The organism is Pantoea sp. UYEF8 (assembly GCF_040546285.1).
GTDB lineage: Bacteria > Pseudomonadota > Gammaproteobacteria > Enterobacterales > Enterobacteriaceae > Pantoea > Pantoea brenneri.
This window is the reverse complement of the sequence record NZ_JBEPNM010000008.1, coordinates 132,261-153,264: the sequence shown is the minus strand read 5'-3', so window position 1 is coordinate 153,264 and position 21,004 is coordinate 132,261. Positions and strand designations below refer to the sequence as shown.

At 56.9% G+C, this 21,004-nt stretch carries 21 protein-coding genes; 6 read left to right on the top strand and 15 right to left on the bottom strand.

What is annotated here, in order from left to right; all coding sequences use genetic code 11:
• Window positions 1-71: 71 nt before the first annotated feature.
• From ABIB18_RS15955 to ABIB18_RS15930, 6 genes are all read right to left on the bottom strand, one after another.
• Window positions 72-1,211 (bottom strand): glycerate kinase, encoded by a 1,140-nt coding sequence (locus ABIB18_RS15955; RefSeq protein ID WP_031374731.1) that lies wholly within the window; start codon window positions 1,209-1,211, stop codon window positions 72-74.
• Window positions 1,212-1,286: 75 nt separating this feature from the next.
• On the bottom strand, window positions 1,287-2,171 hold the full coding sequence (gene garR / locus ABIB18_RS15950) for a 2-hydroxy-3-oxopropionate reductase (RefSeq protein WP_046289597.1): 885 nt from the start codon (window positions 2,169-2,171) through the stop codon (window positions 1,287-1,289).
• 19 nt (window positions 2,172-2,190) lie between these two features.
• Complete coding sequence (gene garL, locus ABIB18_RS15945; protein ID WP_031374730.1) at window positions 2,191-2,961, bottom strand: 2-dehydro-3-deoxyglucarate aldolase; 771 nt, start codon at window positions 2,959-2,961, stop codon at window positions 2,191-2,193.
• Window positions 2,962-3,005: 44 nt separating this feature from the next.
• Window positions 3,006-4,337 carry a glucarate dehydratase gene (gene gudD, locus ABIB18_RS15940; RefSeq protein ID WP_031374729.1) on the bottom strand — a complete coding sequence of 444 codons (1,332 nt, stop codon included), beginning with the start codon at window positions 4,335-4,337 and terminating at the stop codon, window positions 3,006-3,008.
• 10 nt (window positions 4,338-4,347) lie between these two features.
• Complete coding sequence (locus ABIB18_RS15935; RefSeq protein ID WP_031374728.1) at window positions 4,348-5,694, bottom strand: enolase C-terminal domain-like protein; 1,347 nt, start codon at window positions 5,692-5,694, stop codon at window positions 4,348-4,350.
• Window positions 5,691-7,052: an MFS transporter gene (locus ABIB18_RS15930; protein ID WP_031374727.1), complete on the bottom strand. Its 1,362-nt coding sequence runs from the start codon at window positions 7,050-7,052 to the stop codon at window positions 5,691-5,693. Before ABIB18_RS15930 ends, ABIB18_RS15935 begins: the two co-directional genes overlap by 4 nt.
• 610 nt (window positions 7,053-7,662) lie before the next feature.
• On the opposite strand from ABIB18_RS15930, the gene garD reads away from it, so the two are divergent.
• A complete protein-coding gene (gene garD, locus ABIB18_RS15925) occupies window positions 7,663-9,222 on the top strand; it encodes a galactarate dehydratase (RefSeq protein WP_069728888.1) in 1,560 nt (519 codons plus the stop codon).
• A 107-nt stretch (window positions 9,223-9,329) separates the two neighbouring features.
• Here garD and ABIB18_RS15920 read toward each other — a convergent pair whose 3' ends face one another.
• The 4 genes from ABIB18_RS15920 to syd form a co-directional block, all read right to left on the bottom strand.
• On the bottom strand, window positions 9,330-9,776 hold the full coding sequence (locus ABIB18_RS15920) for a flavodoxin (RefSeq protein WP_031374725.1): 447 nt from the start codon (window positions 9,774-9,776) through the stop codon (window positions 9,330-9,332).
• Window positions 9,777-9,788: 12 nt separating this feature from the next.
• Window positions 9,789-10,568 carry a tRNA pseudouridine(65) synthase TruC gene (gene truC, locus ABIB18_RS15915; protein ID WP_354474772.1) on the bottom strand — a complete coding sequence of 260 codons (780 nt, stop codon included), beginning with the start codon at window positions 10,566-10,568 and terminating at the stop codon, window positions 9,789-9,791.
• Window positions 10,568-10,897 carry a YqcC family protein gene (locus ABIB18_RS15910; RefSeq protein WP_354474770.1) on the bottom strand — a complete coding sequence of 110 codons (330 nt, stop codon included), beginning with the start codon at window positions 10,895-10,897 and terminating at the stop codon, window positions 10,568-10,570. Before ABIB18_RS15910 ends, truC begins: the two co-directional genes overlap by 1 nt.
• Before the next feature lie 589 nt (window positions 10,898-11,486).
• Window positions 11,487-12,035, bottom strand: coding sequence for a SecY-interacting protein (gene syd, locus ABIB18_RS15905; RefSeq protein WP_279810386.1), 549 nt, complete (start codon window positions 12,033-12,035; stop codon window positions 11,487-11,489).
• Window positions 12,036-12,097: 62 nt separating this feature from the next.
• Here syd and queF point away from each other — a divergent pair, with 62 nt between their 5' ends.
• The 3 genes from queF (at window position 12,098) to xni (ending at window position 15,267) form a co-directional block, all read left to right on the top strand.
• The gene (gene queF, locus ABIB18_RS15900) at window positions 12,098-12,943 is read left to right on the top strand and encodes an NADPH-dependent 7-cyano-7-deazaguanine reductase QueF (RefSeq protein ID WP_046289596.1); all 846 of its coding nucleotides are present in this window, start codon (window positions 12,098-12,100) and stop codon (window positions 12,941-12,943) included.
• A gap of 169 nt (window positions 12,944-13,112) precedes the next feature.
• Window positions 13,113-14,477 carry a nucleotide 5'-monophosphate nucleosidase PpnN gene (ppnN, locus tag ABIB18_RS15895; protein ID WP_031374721.1) on the top strand — a complete coding sequence of 455 codons (1,365 nt, stop codon included), beginning with the start codon at window positions 13,113-13,115 and terminating at the stop codon, window positions 14,475-14,477.
• 34 nt (window positions 14,478-14,511) lie between these two features.
• Entirely contained in the window at window positions 14,512-15,267 is a 756-nt protein-coding gene (xni, locus tag ABIB18_RS15890; protein ID WP_031374720.1) for a flap endonuclease Xni, read from the top strand.
• A 24-nt stretch (window positions 15,268-15,291) separates the two neighbouring features.
• On the opposite strand, the gene rlmM is transcribed toward xni, so the two are convergent.
• From rlmM to ABIB18_RS15870, 4 genes are all read right to left on the bottom strand, one after another.
• Window positions 15,292-16,392, bottom strand: coding sequence for a 23S rRNA (cytidine(2498)-2'-O)-methyltransferase RlmM (gene rlmM / locus ABIB18_RS15885; protein ID WP_031374719.1), 1,101 nt, complete (start codon window positions 16,390-16,392; stop codon window positions 15,292-15,294).
• Window positions 16,385-16,780, bottom strand: a complete 396-nt coding sequence (locus tag ABIB18_RS15880) for a DUF423 domain-containing protein (RefSeq protein ID WP_031374718.1) — start codon at window positions 16,778-16,780, stop codon at window positions 16,385-16,387. Before ABIB18_RS15880 ends, rlmM begins: the two co-directional genes overlap by 8 nt.
• A 50-nt stretch (window positions 16,781-16,830) precedes the next feature.
• Entirely contained in the window at window positions 16,831-17,748 is a 918-nt protein-coding gene (locus tag ABIB18_RS15875) for a transcriptional regulator GcvA (protein WP_031374717.1), read from the bottom strand.
• A 334-nt stretch (window positions 17,749-18,082) separates the two neighbouring features.
• Window positions 18,083-18,307: a YgdI/YgdR family lipoprotein gene (locus ABIB18_RS15870; protein ID WP_031374716.1), complete on the bottom strand. Its 225-nt coding sequence runs from the start codon at window positions 18,305-18,307 to the stop codon at window positions 18,083-18,085.
• 209 nt (window positions 18,308-18,516) lie between these two features.
• On the opposite strand from ABIB18_RS15870, the gene csdA reads away from it, so the two are divergent.
• Complete coding sequence (gene csdA / locus ABIB18_RS15865) at window positions 18,517-19,725, top strand: cysteine desulfurase CsdA (RefSeq protein WP_031374715.1); 1,209 nt, start codon at window positions 18,517-18,519, stop codon at window positions 19,723-19,725.
• A 2-nt stretch (window positions 19,726-19,727) separates the two neighbouring features.
• Window positions 19,728-20,183, top strand: a complete 456-nt coding sequence (csdE, locus tag ABIB18_RS15860) for a cysteine desulfurase sulfur acceptor subunit CsdE (protein ID WP_031374714.1) — start codon at window positions 19,728-19,730, stop codon at window positions 20,181-20,183.
• Here the strand turns inward: csdE and tcdA are convergent.
• Window positions 20,174-20,974 (bottom strand): tRNA cyclic N6-threonylcarbamoyladenosine(37) synthase TcdA, encoded by an 801-nt coding sequence (gene tcdA / locus ABIB18_RS15855; RefSeq protein ID WP_031374713.1) that lies wholly within the window; start codon window positions 20,972-20,974, stop codon window positions 20,174-20,176. The genes csdE and tcdA overlap by 10 nt on opposite strands.
• Window positions 20,975-21,004 lie beyond the last annotated feature (30 nt).

The following is a 21,004-nucleotide window of genomic DNA, read 5'->3' as shown; positions in this document are numbered from 1 at the left end:
CCGGCGGGTGACTCAGCCTTCATCAGACAGCGCGTCATCAGCAATGCCGACGCGCTGAATTGCCCGCCCGGTTAGCGGAAACCGGCCAGCTTCAGCGTCGCCGCGACGTTACGTGCGGTCAGCTGGACGTTCCTGCCGGCGCTGGCCAGCGCCTCGTCCAGTGAACAGATGCTGTAGAGCACGCTGAATACCGCATCAATACCGTGCTGATGCACCACGCCGACATCCGCCGTCAGGCTGCCAGCGATGCCGATTACCGGCTTATTGAAGCGTTTTGCAACGCTGGCGACGCCAATCGGCACCTTGCCATTAATACTCTGGCTGTCGATGCGCCCTTCACCGGTAATCACCAGATCGGCGTCCCTGACCTGTTCCGCCAGCCCCAGCGCTTCGGTGACAATCTCAATACCGCGGCGTAAATCAGCCTGACAAAACGCATGCAGCGCCGCTCCCATACCGCCCGCCGCGCCACCGCCGGGAATATGCAACACATCGATATCCAGATCGCGGTGAATAATCGCCGCGTAGTGGGCCAGCGCCTGGTCAAGCTGCTGCACCAGCGCCGGCGTCGCCCCTTTTTGCGGGCCGAAAATCGCCGAGGCACCCTCTTCGCCGGTCAGCGGATTGGTCACATCACAGGCCACCTCGATCCGGCACTGTGAAATGCGGCTATCCAGCTGGCTGATATCAATCGAGGCGAGGTCAGGCAGTGCGCCGCCGCCATAACCGATTTCACTGCCCTGGGCGTTCAGCAGTCGGGCACCGAGCGCCTGCATCATGCCAGACCCGCCGTCATTGGTGGCGCTGCCGCCGATGCCGATAATGATATGTCCGACGCCCTTATCCAGCGCGTTTTTAATCAGTTCGCCGGTGCCAAAGGAGGTGGTCACCCGCGGATCGCGTTGCGCGGCGGGCACCCGTTCGAGGCCACTGGCAGCCGCCATTTCGATATAGGCCGTGCGCTCGTCACCGGACAAACCATAAAAAGCGTCGACCTGCGCGCCAAGCGGCCCGGTAACCTTTAACCTGACGATTTTTCCTTTCGTCGCCGCCACCATCGCTTCTACCGTGCCTTCACCACCGTCGGCGACCGGTATTTTCACATAATGCGCATCGGGGAAAATTTCACGGAAACCCGTTTCTATCGCCGATGCCACATCTAGGGCGGATAAACTCTCTTTATATGAATCCGGTGCGATTACGATTTTCATAGGCAATCCGAGCGCTGTTAAGGGATTGAAATGCTCTGAAACCAGTCCGGCATCCGCAGACACCGGCACCGGGTTTTAGCGGGCGATTTCAACCTTCGCTAACTTCTCATAATAGCAGGCAAGCGCGCTGTGGTCGGATGAACCCTGACCATCATTACGCAGCGCCTGCATCATCTCCATCACCGCCGCCGTCAGCGGCAGGTGCGCGCCAACGCCGTGTGAGGTATCCAGCGCATTCGCCAGGTCCTTGATATGCAGATCAATACGGAAGCCGGGCTTAAAATTGCGATCCATCACCATCGGCGCTTTGGCGTCCAGCACGGTACTGCCCGCCAGGCCGCCACGGATCGCCTGATAAACCAGATCCGGATTAACGCCCGCCTTGGTTGCCAGTGATAACGCTTCGGACATCGCGGCAATGTTCAGTGCCACAATCACCTGATTAGCCAGCTTGGTCACGTTGCCTGCCCCGATATCGCCGGTATGGACCACCGAGGCCGCCATTGCTTTCATGATGTCGTAGCAGTGATCGAAGACCGCTTTGTCGCCGCCCACCATCACTGACAGCGTGCCTTCGATCGCTTTGGGTTCGCCGCCGCTGACCGGCGCATCCAGCATTTTGATCTGCTTTGTCGCCAGCGCATCGTGAACTTCGCGGCTGGCAAGCGGGGCGATTGAACTCATGTCGATCACAATCAGGCCCGGTTTTTCCGCCGCGATAATGCCCTCTTCGCCGAGACAGACCTCTTTGACCTGTGGCGAATTAGGCACCATGGTGATCACCACGTCACACTGCTCAGCCAGCTCTCTGGCTGATTTCGCAACGGTCGCGCCCAGCTCAACCAGTTCCGCTTCGTTCTCAGGATTATGGTCGCGGACCACCAGCGAATAACCGGCTTTCACCAGATTTTTACTCATTGGTTTGCCCATGATTCCCAGGCCGATAAATCCAATTTTCATTGCGTTTCCCCTTGATTGATTAGCGCTTAAATTTGTCGCAAAGCGCCTGTGTGGCGTTGCGGAACACACCGAGATCGCTGCCGACCGCGACAAAGGTTGCGCCCCATTCCAGGTAGCGGCGCGCATCGGCTTCCACCGGCGCCAGAATGCCGCTGGGTTTGCCCGCGGCTTTGGCGCGTTCGAAGATGTGTTTAATCACTTTCAGCACTTCCGGGTGTGCTGGCTGACCGAGATAGCCGAGAGCGGCGGAGAGATCGCCCGGGCCAACAAAGATGCCGTCAACTCCGTCTACCGCTGCGATGGCGTCGATGTTGTCCACTGCCTGCTGGGTTTCAATCTGCACCAGCACGGTGATGTTGTCGTTGATGCTGCTGTTGTAGTCCGGCAGGGTGCCGTACATGTTGCTGCGATGCGAAACCGACACGCCGCGGATGCCGGCGGGAGGATAGCGGGTTGATGCCACTGCGCGCAGCGCTTCCTCTTCCGTCTCAACAAACGGCACCAGGAAGTTACTGAAGCCGATGTCGAGCAGCCGCTTGATGATTACCGGCTCATTGCAGGGAGGACGCACCACGGGCGCACTGTGACTGCCCTTCAGCGCCATCAGCTGCGGCACAAAGGTGGTGATATCGTTTGGCGCATGTTCGCCATCCAGCACCAGCCAGTCAAAACCGGCCAGACCTAAAATCTCGGTAGAAATCGGGCTGGCAAGCGCACACCAGCTGCCGATCAGGGTTTCACCCGCTAACAAACGACGACGAAATCCATTCGGCCAGGCTGCATTACTCATGGTTAACTCCTGTGGCGGTGGCTCCCCGGGGGGAGCCGAAAAGGTTAACGTACCAGGCAGGGACGTTTATTGTCGTAGGTCCATCCCGGCACCAGAAATTGCATCGCCTGAGCATCATCGCGTGCGCCCAGCCCCTGCTTCTGATACAGCGCATTGGCCTGCATCACCTGATCCATATCCAGCTCAACGCCGAGACCCGGTTTCTGCGGCACCTGCACCATGCCGCCTTTGATCTGGAACGGCTCTTTGGTCAGGCGCTGATTGCCCTCCTGCCAGATCCAGTGGGTATCAATCGCGGTGATTGCGCCCGGCGCGGCGGCGGCAACGTGGGTAAACATCGCCAGCGAAATATCGAAGTGGTTATTCGAGTGCGAACCCCAGGTCAGGCCAAAGTCATGGCACATCTGCGCAACCCGCACCGAGCCCTGCATGGTCCAGAAATGCGGATCGGCCAGCGGAATATCGACCGACTGCAATGACAGCGTATGGCCCATCTGCCGCCAGTCGGTGGCGATCATATTGGTGGCGGTCGGCATACCCGTGGCGCGACGGAACTCCGCCATCACTTCCCGTCCTGAGTAGCCCTGCTCTGCACCACAGGGATCTTCAGCGTAGGCCAGCACATTTTTCAGTTGCTTACCCAGCATGATGGCTTCGTTCAGCGACCAGGCGCCGTTAGGATCGAGGGTGATACGCGCCTCGGGGAAACGCTTCGCCAGTGCGGTAACTGCTTCTGCCTCTTCGCCACCGCGCAATACGCCGCCCTTCAGTTTGAAATCGTTAAAACCGTATTTTTCATAAGCCGCTTCCGCCAGCCGTACCACCGTCTCCGGGGTTAACGCCTCTTCGTGGCGCAGGCGATACCAGTCACAGGGATCGCTCTCCTGGCTCTGATAAGGCAGGGACGTCTTGCGGCGGTCGCCGATATAGAACAGATAGCCGAGCATCTCAACGCGGTCGCGCTGTTGTCCGTCACCCAGCAGCGAGGCCACATTCACCTCCAGATGCTGACCCAGCAGGTCGAGCAGCGCCGCTTCAATGCCGGTCACCACATGGATAGTGGTGCGCAGATCAAAGGTCTGGGTGCCGCGCCCGCTGGCATCCCGATCGGCAAAGGTGCTGCGCACCAGGCTGAGAATGTTTTTGTATTCACCCACAGTTTTGCCAATCACCAGCGAAGCCGCATCTTCCAGCGTCTGACGGATTTTTTCACCGCCCGGGATTTCGCCGACGCCGGTGTGGCCAGCGTTATCCTTGATAATCACAATGTTGCGGGTGAAGAATGGCGAATGCGCGCCGCTGAGGTTAAGCAGCATGCTGTCGTGGCCGGCAACCGGAATGACCTGCATGGCGGTAACTTTCGGTGTTGAACTCATCTCCTGCTCCTTATGCTGTTGCGCGGCCAAATGCCGGGCGCTTACGGTCGAATGTCCAACCGGGAATCAGATATTGCATCGCTGTGGCGTCGTTACGGGCACCCGCAGGCAGTGACTGGAAAAGCTGATGGGCCTGATGCACGCGGTCCCAGTCAAGCTCGATGCCGAGGCCTGGCGCATCCGGCACGGTGATTTTGCCGTTGCGGATTTGAAGGGGATTTTTGGTCAGGCGCTGATCGCCCTCCTGCCAGATCCAGTGGGTATCAATGGCGGTCGGATTGCCCGGTGCCGCTGCGCCAACGTGGGTAAACATCGCCAGCGAAATGTCGAAGTGGTTATTGGAATGGCAGCCCCACGTCAGGCCCCATTCGTCGCACAGTTGCGCCACCCGCACGGCACCGCTCAGCGTCCAGAAGTGCGGATCGGCTAACGGAATATCGACTGCGTTGAGCATCACCGCGTGGTTCATCTCGCGCCAGTTGGTGGCGATCATGTTGGTGGCGACCGGTAAGCCAGTGGCGCGCCGGAACTCCGCCATTACCTCGCGTCCTGAGTAGCCCTGTTCTGCACCGCAGGGATCTTCGGCATAGCTCAGGACATCCGCCATTCCTTTGCACAGGGCGATCGCTTCATCCAGTAGCCAGGCCCCGTTGGGATCGACGGTAATGCGCGCATCCGGGAAGCGCTGCTTCAGCGCCGCGGCGGTTGCGATCTCCTGTTCGCCTGGCAGCACGCCGCCTTTGAGTTTGAAATCTTTAAAGCCATATTTGTCCTGCGCCGCCTCTGCCAGTCGCACCACCGCTTCGCTACTCAGTGCTTCCTGATGACGCAGGTGATACCACTCATGACTGGCCTGTTCACCGCTCAGATAAGGCAGATCGGTCTTGCGGCGATCGCCAAGGTAGAACAGATAGCCCAGCACCGTGACCTCATCACGCTGCTTGCCGGGCCCCAGTAACTCTGCCACCGGCACGCCGAGGCACTGTCCCAGCAGATCGAGTAGCGCCGCTTCCAGCGCCGCCACCGCATTGACCCGCAACTCAAAGGTCCAGGCACCGTTACCGAAAGTGGTGAAGTCAGCCGACTGATTGCCCTTGTGCACCTGCTGCACCAGGTGGTTCATTCGTGCAATCTGCTGGCCTTTGACCTGCGGAATCGCCTCAACCAGCGTCTGATAGATGGTGTCGCCGCCTGGCGCTTCACCGACGCCGGTGTGACCGGCGCTGTCGGTGAGTACCACAATGTTGCGGGTAAAACAGGCGTTGTGCGCACCGCCAATATTGAGCAGCATGCTGTCATAACCGGCGACCGGGATAACCTGCATCCCGGTGATCACCGGTGAACTTTGTGTATTCATGAGGCATCCTTACCGGACCAGGTTTTCAGTTCGACACGTTTGATATCGCCCGCTATCACCAGGAAGCTGAAGGCGGCGACAAAGGCGTGAATACCGACATAAATCAGCGCGCCTTCAAAGGATCCGCTGGTGGCGATGATGTAACCGATGGCGATAGGCGTCACGATGCCAGAAAAGTTACCAAACATGTTGAACAGACCGCCGCTCAGGCCACTGATCTCTTTCGGCGCGGTATCTGCCATCACCGCCCAGCCCAGCGCACCGATTCCTTTACCGAAGAACGCCAGCGCCATGAAGAACACTACCACCCACTCGGTATCGGTGTAGTTACACATCACCATCGAAATGGAGAGCAGCATGCCGAGCACTATCGGCGTTTTACGCGCGATATTCAGCGAGCCGGTTTTGCGCATCAGCCAGTCGGAAATCACCCCGCCCAGGACGCCGCCGAGGAAGCCGCATACCGCCGGAATCGAGGCAATAAAGCCCGCTTTAAGAATCGACATGCCGCGCGCCTGTACCAGATAGACCGGGAACCAGGTAATGAAAAAGTAGGTTAAGGCGTTAACGCAGTATTGACCGAGGTAGATGCCTAACATCATGCGTGAGGTCAGCAGCTGTTTGATCTGGAACCACTTCTCGCTCCAGCTCACTTTGCGGCTATCCTTTTTGACATCCATATTGATCAGCGCACCGCCCTGCTCCATATACTCCAGTTCGGCTTTATTCACGCCAGGGTGATCGGTGGGATCGTGGATCACTTTCAGCCAGATGAAGCTGAGGATGATGCCGAGTCCACCCATGAACCAGAATACGTGTGCCCAGCCCACTGAAGAGACCAGCCAGCCCATGATCGGCGCGAAGATGACGGTAGCGAAATATTGTGCCGAGTTGAAGATCGCCACCGCCGTGCCGCGCTCCTGCGCCGGAAACCAGGCCGCGACAATGCGGCTGTTGCCAGGGAAGGAAGGTGCTTCGGCCAGCCCTACCAGGAAACGCAGCATAAACAATGACATGATGATACCGAAGCCGCTGAACAGATCGACAAACCCTTGCAGGAAGGTAAATAGCGACCAGGTAAAGATGCTCCAGAAATAGACGCGTTTTGAGCCGAAGCGGTCGAGCAGCCAGCCGCCCGGAATCTGACCAATAACGTACGCCCATGAGAAGGCGGAGAAGATATAGCCAAGTCCGACTGAATCGAGGCCTATATCTTTGGACATCGCCGAACCGGCAATCGAAATGGTTGCGCGGTCACCGTAGTTGAATGAGGTAACAATAAATAACATCACCACAATCCAGTAACGGGCATTGGTGCGCTTCTGCACCGCTTCCGCTGTCTGGCTGAAACTATTCATGATGCACTCCTGAAATATAGCGTGAGCTACATTCGCTCTGACTGCATACACATCGCGTTGGGTATCAGAGAGAAATGAGGTTAAACACGGCGATCTTTTTTTTTTGGCAAATCTTTATTACCCCTTCGCTGTTTCAGCGACTGCCTGCCGGTTAACAGCACCTCATCAGCGATGGGCGGACAAGGCCGGTGCAACAGGCAACAAACCGGGTAAAGCGTCGTGACGGATAACCTGACCTGGGTTAACGAAAATCAGTATAAGAACAGCCTGCCGCGATGACATTGGAGTATCGCCCTGGAATAGGATTGATGTTTGCGGGATTATTTGGCGTTTGCACAGAATCCTGCGGCATGGCTCACGGAACCTGTAAATATCGGACGCGTAACCGGCCAGAAAGCCGGTTTCCCACGCTGTTTGTGAGGGTCTTCACTTGCTTTTGGTTAATCGACCCAAAACGGGGCTATAAATCTTTTCAAAGCCGGTCAATTGCACAATGTACAGCCCACAGCGCCTCCCTATACTGAAGCTGGCAAACAGTGAGCGACTGACAGGTAACACCACGACAACAACGCACCGCACAAGTACGGTACGACAGACGGGAAGGTGAGCGATGACCCCAACAACAACCGAACAACCGCTCTATATCAAAGTCCATGAGCACGACAACGTCGCAATTGTGGTTAACAGCCTCGGACTGCCAGCCGGCACCCGTTTTGCTGATGGCCTGACGCTGACTGAGCATGTGCCGCAAGGGCATAAAGTTGCGCTGAGCGCGATTGCGCAGGGCGCAGCAATTGTGCGCTACGGCGAAATCATTGGTTATGCGCTGCGCGATATTGCTGAGGGCAGCTGGATTGATGAGTCCCTGGTGACGCTACCGGAAGCGCCGCCGCTGGCCAGCCTGCCGCTGGCGACGCAGGTCCCTGCCGAACTGCCTGCGCTGGAAGGCTATACCTTCGAAGGCTATCGCAACGCCGATGGCAGCGTCGGAACGCGTAACCTGCTCGGCATCACCACCAGCGTGCACTGCGTGGCGGGCGTGGTGGATCATGTTGTGCAATTGATTGAGCGTGATTTGCTGCCGCGCTATCCCAACGTCGATGGCGTTGTCGCCCTGAATCATCTTTATGGCTGCGGCGTGGCGATCAATGCCCCGGCGGCTGTAGTGCCGATTCGCACCATCCACAACCTGGCGCTGAACGCCAATTTCGGCGGCGAAGTGATGATTGTGAGTCTGGGCTGCGAAAAATTACAGCCGGAACGGCTGCTGACCGGCACGCCAGACGTACAGCCGATCTCGCTGGAGGAGCATGACATTGTGCGTCTGCAGGATGAAAAGCTGGTGGGCTTTGGTGCAATGGTTGACGAAATATTGCAGGTCGCCGAGCGCCACCTCAAGCGACTGAATCAGCGCCAGCGCGAAACCTGTCCCGCCTCAGAGCTGATCGTCGGCATGCAGTGCGGCGGCAGCGATGCCTTCTCTGGCGTGACCGCCAATCCCGCCGTGGGCTTTGCCTCAGATCTGCTGGTGCGTTGTGGTGCCACGGTGATGTTCTCTGAAGTCACGGAAGTTCGTGATGCGATTCATCTGCTGACGCCGCGGGTGATTAATGAAGAGGTTGGTAAGCGCTTACTGGAGGAGATGGCCTGGTATGACGACTATCTCAACCAGGGTCAGACTGACCGCAGCGCTAACCCTTCGCCCGGCAATAAAAAAGGCGGGCTGGCCAACGTGGTCGAAAAAGCGCTCGGCTCCATTGCGAAATCGGGCCGCAGCGCGATTGTAGAAGTGCTGTCACCGGGACAGCGCCCTACCCGTCGCGGATTAATTTACGCCGCCACCCCCGCCAGTGATTTCGTCTGCGGGACCCAACAGATGGCCTCCGGCATTACCCTGCAGGTGTTTACCACCGGGCGCGGTACGCCGTACGGACTGGCGGCCATTCCGGTGATCAAGATGGCAACGCGTAATGCGCTGGCCGAACGCTGGCACGATCTGATGGATATTAATGCCGGGACTATCGCAACCGGCGAGGAGAGTATTGAGCAGGTTGGCTGGCGACTGTTTGAGTTGATTCTGGATATTGCCAGCGGCCGCAAACAGACCTGGTCAGATCGCTGGGGAATACGTAACCAGCTGGCGGTGTTTAACCCGGCACCGATTACCTGATCACAGGCTGCGCCCGGATTGCCACGGCGGCGATCCGGGCCGGTTCTCGTCCGCTACCACGGCAATAAAACGCCTGAGGCCGGCGCAGGGCGCAAAGCAGTTACGGATTACAGCAGCGCGCCCCAGGCCTCAACCCACGGAGAAGTAACCGCTTCCGGCTCGGGATTTTCACTGGCATCAACCAGCAGGACTTCACCCACCCGTTGGGCACTCTGCTCCTGCAGCAACGCATCAAAGGTTTTACCCGCGCCACAAAAATGATCATAACTGCTGTCACCCAGCGCAATGACGCCATAACGCAGCGTCGGCTGATGACCCAGCTTATCTTTTACCGCGTGGAACAGCCCCGAAATGGTATCGGGAAAATCGCCGTGTCCGGTGGTAGAGGTGACAATCAACGCTACATCACTGGCGTAGGCCTGCCAGTCTGCCAGCGTCGGATCTTCAAACACCGTCACGCTGTGGCCCTGCTGTTGCAGAATCGGCTCTGCCTCTTCCGCCACCAGCAACGCATTGCCGTATACCGTGCCCACAAAAATGCCAATCTTTGCCATCTGCCTTCTCCCTTATTCTGAAACGTTATCCTGTCCTGGCGCCGCCGCAAACTCAACCCGCGGCACCTCAGGAATGCGATCCTGCCAGCCAAACTGTGTCATCAGATTCTGCCAGACACTATCCAGCCCGGCACGGATCAGCAACGGCTCGCCGGTGACCGGATGGGTCAGCGCCAGGCTGCTGGCATGCAGCATCAGGCGGTTAGCGCCGAAGTGCTGCGCCGCGCCGCGGTTCTGCCGCAGATCGCCGTGTGCAGAGTCGCCGATGATTGGATGACGCAGGTGCGACATGTGCCGGCGCAGCTGATGTTTGCGACCGCTTTTCGGCGACAGTTCAACCAGGCTATAGCGCGATGTCGCATAGCGGCCACTACCCACCGGCATCTCCACCGTGGCCAGTGACTGATAGTCGGTGACCGCCGGCTGCGCCGTACGTTCTTCAGTGGCATGCTTATCGGCTATTTTGTCCAGCTCTTCTACCAGCGGATAATCCAGCGTACCGCTGGTTTCCAGCCAGCCGCGTACTACCGCATGGTAGGTTTTTTGCATCTGATGTTGCTCAAACTGCTGCGACAGCAGCCGTCCGACTTCGCTGGACAATCCCATCAGCAGCACACCGGAGGTAGGACGATCCAGACGATGCGCGGTAAACACATGCTGACCGATCTGATCGCGCACCGTCTGCATGACAAACACCGTCTCATGCCGATCCAGCCAGCTACGATGCACCAGCCAGCCGCTCGGTTTGTTCACCGCCACCAGCCAGCGGTCCTGATAAATAATTTCCAGCATCAGACCGCCGCATCCTTCAGTAACGCATCAAGCTGACGCAGCGTCAGTAACAGCGGCGCAACACCGGGCTGGTCAGGCACCAGCGCCACTTCATAATAGGGGGCAACAGCGAAGTTTTGCGGCAGTGGATGCCGGGCCGCAATCAGGGCGTGCATTCGGGGAATCAACACCCATTGCAGCCATTGCAGCGGTTCGAGCGTATCAAGGCAAAACGGCTCGCGGCTGTCGAAAGCGCTGGCATCAGGGGGTGTGCTTTGCCAGAGATCGTGCTCACGCAACACCGCTTCAACCTGCTCCAGCCGCTGCTTAATCAATTGTTCGGGCGTCATGCGCCACCTCCAGCGGACAGTAAAAAAACGGGCGGCAAGCATATCACTTGTTGGCGCAGGCACAAAAAAAGGGAGCACTGTAAAAACAGTGCTCCCGGTTCGTTTGCAGCCATCCCGCTACGTTAATGCTCCCTGCTCTTCCGTGACAACTTGTCCAGTGCGAACTCCTGTCGCGCATCATCCTGATGAATCCTTAGCCTCCTGGCCCACCACCTCTTCTGAGGGGCTCTCATTCTCCATCCTGGAGGTGTCCCTTGCTCAATCCTGAGCGGTCCTGTTTCAGCCTGAAACCTTCCGTGTGCCGTAAACTCCGTTACGTTCCCGCCTCCTGGCTTATCCTCATCCTGACGATATCTTTGTCCCCAGCATCCTGCCAGTGCGAGATATTCTGACAGAACTAATTGTGCATACAAGTGACTAAAAGCGTAAGTTCAGCATCTTAGCGAAACAATTTCAGACTAATGCCATTAAGTCGATGATTCACAATATTTTTACATCCCGGCCATCCAGATGTCTCAAGCTACATCTGACGATCTCGCACACGCCTTGTAAGAGATATCTCACAAGCAAGCCAGGCGATCACTGCAAGTCACTCGGTAACCGGCTGTAATAACTTAAGAAATATCTCAATATTTTCGGCTAAAACTTCACGCTGTTTACGGCCCGGCTGCTCCAGAACCACTTCCCCGCTGAGGTTCGATAAAGAGACGATCTCCTGTTCTGATTCCGTGGTGGCGATAAACAGCGTTGGCGACTGGCGCAGGCGGCGCTGCATCAGTAAATGGCCAATCAGATTCTCCTGCAGTCGCAGGAAATCCTCTTCACTCCACACCTGCAAAAGCGTCAGGTTCCGTTGCTGGAAACGGGCCTGCATGTCTCCGGCGAACTGAGTGGTGTAAAACGTGGTGATCTGCGGTTGCAACTGGAGGTCGATCGCCCGTCCTACCGCGTCGAGACTGGGCGGCAGGCTAAAGGGCTGTGGCTGCCACAGGACACGCTGGTCACGATCTTCCAGCGCACAAGGCGACGGCACGCCATACAGATCGCTGCTGGCTGGCGCATGGCCCGTGTGCTGCTGCCAGTGCTGGCAATAGCGGTTAGTAAAGTCGCGCAGTGCGGCGGCAGTTTGCTGCGTCATTCATATTCTCACTTCTGATAGGTTACACTTAGCCACTTTGATTAATTTTGGTGGTAACCGCAATGACTACTCACGAACAGGATCAGGCCCTCAGCAACCTGACGCTGGGCAAACCCACAGCCTATCACGATCGCTATGACAACAGTTTGTTGCAGGCGGTGCCGCGTAGCCTGAACCGTGAACCGCTCGGCCTGTATCCTGATAGCCTGCCGTTTACCGGCGGTGACATCTGGACCTTATATGAACTGTCGTGGCTTAACAGCAAAGGGCTGCCACAGGTCGCCGTCGGTGAAGTGGTGCTGGATGCGCAGAGCCGCAATCTGATCGAATCGAAAAGCTTTAAGCTCTATCTTAACAGTTTCAACCAGACCCGCTTCGCCGACTGGGGCGAAGTACGCCAGACGCTGGAGCGCGATCTGAGCGCCTGCGCTGAAGGTGAGGTGCGGGTCGCGCTGTTCCGGCTGAATGAAGTCGAAGGACAGCCGATCGGCCATTTCGACGGCTACTGCATCGATGAGCAGGATATCGCGATTGACGATTACCGCTTCAATGCCGACTACCTGGCCGATGCCACCGGCAGCGAGATCGTCGAAGAGACGCTGGTCAGCCATCTGCTCAAATCGAACTGCCTGATCACCCATCAGCCTGACTGGGGTTCAGTGATGATTCGTTATAACGGCCCGCGTATCGACCGTGAAGCGCTGCTGCGCTATCTGGTGTCGTTCCGTCAGCACAACGAATTCCATGAACAGTGCGTCGAACGCATCTTTAATGACGTGCTGCGTTTCTGCCACCCTGAGGCGCTGACGGTCTATGCGCGCTATACGCGCCGTGGCGGACTCGATATTAACCCGTGGCGGAGCAATGTGCCCTTCACTCCGGGCTATTCGCGTCTGGTTCGCCAGTAGTTTGCGAGATCTCTCGCAGGCTGTGCGCTGCAGGCGCGGTTCCACTTGAGCTACGCTGGCCGACAAGGCTACTCTGGAGATGGCGGCAATCTGCGGGTTGCCGACCAGGGATTTTCGTCACTGCGATTGCAGTGTCAACTGTCACCCAGGCGGGTGTAAAGGAGTTCATTTGATTACCCATATCAGCCCTCTTGGCTCAATGGATCTGCTCTCGCAGCTGGAAGTCGATATGCTGAAACGCACGGCCAGCAGCGACCTGTACCAACTGTTTCGCAACTGCTCGCTGGCGGTGCTGAACTCTGGCAGCCAGACCGACAGCAGCCACGAATTACTCTCCCGCTTTGAGAATTTTGATATCAACGTGCTGCGTCGTGAACGCGGCGTCAAACTGGAGCTGATCAATCCACCGGAAGAGGCGTTTGTTGATGGACGCATCATCCGTTCGCTGCAGGCCAACCTGTTTGCGGTGCTGCGCGATATTCTGTTTGTCAGCGGCCAGCTCAACGCTCCAGGCCGTTTAAGCGCAGCCGAAGAGAATGATTCCGCCGCTATCACCAATACCGTCTTTTCAATTCTGCGTAATGCCCGGGCGTTGCACATTGGCGAGTATCCCAACACCGTGGTGTGCTGGGGTGGCCACTCGATCAACGCCGTTGAATATCAGTATTGCCGTAACGTCGGCACCCAGCTGGGGCTGCGTGAACTGAACATCTGTACCGGCTGCGGGCCGGGCGTAATGGAAGCGCCAATGAAAGGAGCGGCGGTAGGCCACGCTCAGCAGCGCTACCGTGACAGCCGTTTTATTGGTCTGACAGAACCGTCAATCATTGCCGCCGAGCCGCCGAATCCGCTGGTGAATGAGCTGATCATTATGCCGGACATCGAAAAGCGTCTTGAGGCGTTTGTCCGCATCGCGCACGGCATCATTATCTTCCCTGGCGGGGTCGGTACCGCAGAAGAACTGCTCTATCTGCTCGGCATCATGATGAATCCGCACAACAGCGATCAGGTGTTACCGCTGATCCTGACCGGACCTGAAGAGAGTGCGGATTACTTCCGGGTGCTGGATGACTTCATCGTCAGTACGCTGGGCGAGCAGGCGCGCAAGCACTATCAGATCATCATTAACGATGCCGCTGAAGTGGCGCGTCTGATGAAGCAGGCGATGCCGCAGGTTAAAGAGTATCGACGCGAAACCGGCGACGCCTACAGCTTTAACTGGTCGATTCGTATTGCGCCGGATCTGCAGGTACCCTTCCTGCCGACCCATGAAAATATGGCCAACCTCAACCTCTACACCAACCAGCCGCCGGAAAAACTGGCCGCCGATTTGCGTCGCGCCTTTTCAGGCATCGTGGCCGGTAACGTGAAAGAGATGGGTATCCGCGAAATTCGCGAGAAAGGCCGCTATAAGCTGCATGGCGACGCCGACATCATGCATCGCATGGACGAACTGCTACAGGGATTTGTCGCGCAGCAACGTATGAAGCTGCCGGGTACCGCCTACATCCCCTGCTACGAAATCATCAAATAAACCAGGAGGCAGCCATTGGGCTGCCGATATTCTCATGGCTTTTCATCTTCTTATCGTAGATGCGTTAAACCTGATACGCCGTCTGCATGCGGTACAAGGATCGCCGTGCGTCGATGGCTGCGTGGCGGCACTGCGTCAACTATTGGGGCATACCCGCCCGACCCACGTAGTGGCGGTGTTTGATGGTGAAACCCGGCATCAGGGCTGGCGTCACCAGTTATTACCGGATTACAAAAGCGGCCGTCCGCCGATGCCGGAAGATTTACAGGCGGAGATGCCGGCGCTGCAACAGGCTTTTCGCGCCGCAGGCGTCAGCTGCTGGATTGCCGATCAGGATGAGGCGGATGATTTAGCCGCGACGCTGGCGGTAAAAATGGCGCAGGCCGGACATCAGGCCACCATCGTGTCAACGGACAAAGGCTACTGTCAGCTACTGGCGCCGGAAATCCGTATTCGTGACTACTTCCAGAAGCGCTGGCTCGATCTGCCGTTTATCGAAGCTGAATATGGCGTTGCGCCGCAGCTGTTACCCGATTTTTGGGGATTGTGTGGCATCAGCAGCAGTAAGATCCCAGGCATTGCTGGTATCGGCCCTAAAAGCGCAAAACAACTGCTGGCAGAGTTTCATTCGCTGGACGGGATCTATCAGCAACTGGATCAGGTGCCGACAAAATGGCGTGACAAATTAGCCAGCGGCCAGCGGATGGCTGAGATCAGTCGCCAGGTGGCCACGCTGAAGCGGGATTTAGTGTTGCAGGGTAATCTGAATACGTTGCGTTACAGCGGCTGAGTGCCGAAACACTCAGCCGTTTGATCAGCGTTCGTCGCGACGACCACCGACTGCCGCCCAGATACGACGAATGTGTACCGTGACCTCTTCGCGATCGTGATAGAGCTGACGCGCCCGGATCTGCGCATTGATGCCGTTCTCACTGAGTCGCTCTTCAATCATCGCCAGATTCTGCGTCACCTCTTCGTAACGCTTTTTCATTGGCAACTTGAGGTTGAAGATCGCCTCGCGGCACCAGCCGTTGACCAGCCAGTCGGTCATCAGGTTCGCTACCCGTACCGGTTTCTCAACCATGTCACACACCAGCCAGCTAATGTTGGTGCGCGGCGGGCGGAATTTGAATCCATCAACGCGTTCATGCATCACCTGCCCGGTCTCCATCAGGCTCGGCGCCATCGGACCGTTATCGACCGCATACACCATCATGCTGCGCTGTACCAGTTGGTAGGTCCAGCCGCCAGGACAGGCACCGAGATCGACAGCATACATGCCGCTGGCCAGACGCTCATCCCATTCGTCCGCCGGGATAAAGACGTGAAACGCCTCTTCCAGCTTAAGGGTTGAACGGCTCGGCGCATCGGACGGGAACTTAAGCCGCGGAATGCCCATATAAAAAGACGAACTGTTTTCTGGCAATGAATAGCCCACGTAACAGGTGCCCGGCGCAATGAAAAATACGTGCACCACCGGACGTTTCGGGCTTTCGTAGTTCAACAGAATTTTGCTTTCACGCAGCGCGGAACGCAGCGGCACGGTGAACTTGCGGCAGAATTTGGTCAGCTCTTTCGCTTCGTTGGTATCTGGCACCTCAACGCGCAGTTCGCCGCCCTTTTCGACCACGCCGGTCAGCATGCCGACGATTGGCGTGATCCGATCTTCCTGCGGCAGGTCGCGCAGCAGCTCGCCGACCACCAGCATCTGACGCGCAAAGATCAGGTCGTCAAACGGCAACTCACGCACCAGTCGTTCGGCGTCCTCAAACTGATAACACTCAAACAGCACATAGCCCGAGTCATCTTTAACCCGCGGGAAACCGTAGACTTCGCGTTCAGCGGCTTTCGCACTGATTTCTGCCGCACACTCTTTTTCAAAACCGGGACGGCAATAGAGTAAAACTTTATTCATGGCGTTCTGCCCTTCGTTTAAGACGCAGCGCGCCAATCAACATCAATACCCAACCCGCAAGGAAGCATAATCCTCCCACTGGCGTGATAAAAACCCAAAATTTCAGATGTGACAGCGCCAGACAGTAGAGACTGCCGCTGAACAGTACGGTGCCGAGCGCCATCAGCGCACTGCTCCAGTAAAACCAGATATTGGCGCGGCGTAACATTGCCGCACCCAGCCCCATCACCGCTAAGGTGTGGTAAGCCTGATATTCCAGCCCGGTATGAATCCAGGCCATTTCCGCCGGTCCGAGCGATTTACTCAATACGTGGGCACCAAAAGCGCCAAACGCCACCAGCAAAAATCCGCTAATGGCAGCAAAAATAAACATGGCACGACTGGACATGAAACGATCCTCAGAGTGCGTTTGCATCGCAATGCAATTAAATCAAGACGTTATTGTTGATATCGAAAGCGGAATTTTTCTTGTTCGGTTGCAGCTTTTGCCAGGATCCACTGTCGAAAGGCGGCTATTTTACCCAGTTCTGCCTGACTGTCATGACAAACCAGATAAAAAGCGTTTTTACTGACTAATACGTCGTTGAACGGACAGATCAATCGGCCAGCTTCAATTTCGCTCTGCGCCATCACATTATTGGCCAGCGCTACGCCCTGCCCGTGGATGGCCGCCTGCAGTACCATCGCACTGTGGCTGAAGATAGGACCTTGCTGAACGTTGATGTGCTGCAGGCCAAGCTGGCGGATATACGATTGCCAGTCACGTCGTGAAGCATCGTGCAGCAGCGTAAATCGCGACAGATCCATTGGGGTTTTAAGTGGGTTTTCGCCGGTCATCAATGAAGGCGAGCAGACCGGCAATAAATATTCTGCATAGAGCTTCTCAACCCGCAGGCCTGGCCAGTTACCGCGGCCATAAAAAATCGCCACATCGACATCATCGGCCAGCTTCTCTTCATCACGGTCGACAGCCTGAATACGCACGTCGATCCCCGGATAAGCCATATTAAAGCTGGAGAGGCGTGGCACCAGCCACTGAATCGCAAAGCTGGGCAGTAAGCTGACGGTCAGCGCACCCTTGGCACTGCGTGCCTGTAGTTTGCGGGTGGCTTCATTGAGCGCCGAGAAGATCTCTTTAATATCCAGATAGTAGCTTTGCCCTTCTTCGGTCAACAAAAGCGAACGATTCCTCCGGCGAAACAGCTTAAGACCGAGAAAATCTTCCAGAGATTTAATCTGATGGCTTACAGCTGCCTGGGTGACGAAAAGCTCTTCAGCGGCTTTGGTAAAGCTTAAATGGCGCGCGGCGGCATCAAATACCCGCAGTGCGTTGAGAGGAGGAAGGCGTTTCGACATGGTTTTCCGTATCCGGATCGGCGAAAAATACGCGGGCTGATATGCAGCCTTTACGTATTAGAATTTTTAATCCGAGGCATTATAATTTGTCCGTTGAGGAACCTCCAGCAAATACCTATAGTTGCCGCACTTCCTGAGCCGGAACGAAAAGTTTTTAGAGTTGTGAGTGAGTTCGCAGATTTTCTGAAAGCTTTTGGCTTGTGGTCGTGATGTTGTGTTTGCAATTTTTGATCCGACTGTTGCGGATCAAGCTCTTAATTCCTGTAGATTTACCCTGTCTGTCCATAGTGATTTTTAAATAGCACCGCAAATTGCGGTGCTTTTTTTTGCTTAGTTACTGACCCATCTCAACCATTTCTTTGACATCGGTGCGGTTGATCTGCTGCTCGTTGCCATTGGCATCTTTATAGCTGATCATACCGGTTTCATCGTCTACCTTAGGTTTGCCGTCGGCAACAATGGTGCGTCCATCATTGGTGTGCATGACATAGTTGCTGGAACAGGCAGTCAGGGTAAAGGCCAGAGTACACACGGCCAGCACTGCGGTGAGTTTTTTCATCTTCTATCTCCTTGCAGATTGATTGCATCAAACCACCCGCGTTACGCTAACCATAGGCAGCAGATAAGTGTGATCGACCAAATATTGTTCGATCGTTGTGCGGGTTTGGTTCAAACCTTGCAATAATCAGCATAACGCGCTTTTCCAGCTTTGCCAGACAGAGACCACTCTTTCAGTCTGGTCCTATTTATTCTCATCATGGGCCGCGTATGACCGTATTTAACCCAACCGCGTTTCGCCAGCAGTTTCCCGCACTGGCCGATGCTGGCGTCTACCTCGACAGCGCAGCGACAACGCTGAAGCCGCAGGCGGTGATCGACAGCATTCAGCAGTTCTACAGCCTGAGCGCCGGTACCGTGCACCGCAGTCAGTTTGCGGCCGCACGTGCCTTAACCGAGCGTTATGAGCAGGCGCGTAGTCAGGTGGCGCGCTGGCTGAACGCCGCTGATGGCCATCAGATTGTCTGGACGCGGGGTACCACTGAAGCCATTAATCTGGTGGCGAACAGCTGGCTGCGACCTCGCTTACAGCCAGGCGATGAGATCGTGGTGAGCGAAGCAGAACACCACGCGAATCTGGTGCCGTGGCTGATGGCGGCGCAGGCCTGCGGCGCCCGGGTAGTTAAATGGCCGTTGGGTGCCGATCGGTTACCGGATATCGCCCGGCTGCCGGCGTTGCTGAACGGCCGTACCCGCTTGCTGGCGGTGAGTCAGATGTCCAACGTTACCGGCGGCTGCCCCGATATCGCTCAGGCCATTCAGCTGGCGCATGCGGTCGGTGCCAAAGTGATGGTGGATGGCGCGCAGGGCGTGGTGCACTGCCCACCCGATGTGCAGGCGCTGGATATCGACTTCTACGCCTTCTCCGGTCATAAAATCTATGGTCCGATGGGGATTGGCGTGTTGTATGGCAAAGCTGCGCTGCTGGAGGAGATGGTGCCGTGGCAGGGTGGCGGCAAGATGCTGACTGAAGTCGATTTCAACGGTTTTACCCCTCAGCCGGTACCGTGGCGCTTCGAAGCGGGAACGCCTAACGTGGCGGGCGTGGTGGGATTAAGCGCAGCGCTAAGCTGGCTGGGCCAGCACGATCGGGCCAAAGCGGAGAGCTGGAGCCAGCAACTCGCCAGTCTGGCAGAGGAGCAGTTGGCTGAATTACCCGGCTTTCGCAGTTTCCGCTGCGGCCATGCCAGCCTGTTAGCCTTTGAATTCACCGGCCTGCACCACAGCGATATCGTCACTCTGCTGGCTGAGCAGGGTATCGCTTTACGTGCCGGTCAGCACTGCGCTCAGCCGCTGCTGGCGGCGCTCGGCGTTAGCGGGACGCTTCGCGCCTCATTTGCGCCCTATAATAATTTGCAGGATGTTGATGCCCTGGTGCGCGCTATGCGCAGCGCCATTTCGCTGTTATCGGAGTTTTAATCATGAGTTCACCGCTGTTAGCGCCACACCCGTTTGGCGATCTGATTACGGTTGCCAGCCTGAAGGAGACGTTTAGCCGCTTTCATCAGTGGGAGGATCGCTATCGTCAGCTGATTCAGCTGAGCCGCCAGCTCCCGGCATTACCCGAAGCGCTAAAAAAAGCGGAGATTGAGCTGAGTGGCTGCGAAAATCGGGTCTGGCTGAGCAGCCAGTTGCGTCCGGATGGCACCCTGCACTTCTATGGCGACAGTGAAGGCCGCATCGTGCGCGGTCTGCTGGCCGTGCTGCTAACCGCGGTGGAAGGCCAGACACCGCAAGCGCTGCTTGAAAACGATCCGCTGGCGCTGTTCGATCAGCTGGGCCTGCGCGCCCAGCTCAGCGCCTCGCGCAGCAGTGGTTTGCAGGCGCTCTCTACGGCGGTACAGCAGGCGGCGCGTCAGGCGCGCGATCAGGCCTGACGGGCAGCGCGCGCCAGATATTTTTTCAGCGCGTGAGAGACGGCAACAAAGCCGAAGGTGGCGGTCACCATGGTGGCCGCGCCAAAACCGGCGGCACAGTCCATTCTTTTCGGCCCTTCTGCCGTACTGCGTGAGGCACAAACGCTGCCGTCCGGCTGCGGATAGACCAGCGCCTCGGTAGAAAAGACGCAGTCGATACCGAGTTTGCCCTTACTGTTTTTCACCACACCAAAAGTTTTCAGCCGCTCACGCAGCTTTGCTGCCAGCGGATCCTGAATAGTTTTAGCCAGATCGGCGACCTGGATCTGGGTGGGATCGATCTGACCGCCCGCGCCACCGGTAGTGATCAGCGGGATCTTGTTACGGCGGCACCAGGCGATCAGCGCCGCTTTAGGCCGCACGCTATCGATAGCATCGATCACATAATCGAATCCGGCCGCCATCAGCTCTGCAGTATTGTCCGGCGTAATAAAATCGTCGATGCAGATCACGTCACAATCGGGATTAATCGCGCGCAGACGTTCCGCCATCACCTCGGTTTTAGCTTTGCCGACGTTGCCATTGAGCGCGTGAATCTGTCGGTTGGTATTGGTGATGCAAACATCGTCCATATCGATCAGGGTGATTTTGCCAATACCGGTGCGCACCAGCGCTTCAGCCGCCCAGGAGCCGACACCGCCAATGCCGATGACACAGAAATGCGCATCCGCAAAACGCTGCAACGCATCCTGACCATACAGACGCGCCGTGCCACCAAACCGCTGGTGCCAGGCGTCATTTAACACTTTCATAGTTGAACCTGTAACGTCGTGCGGGCCAGC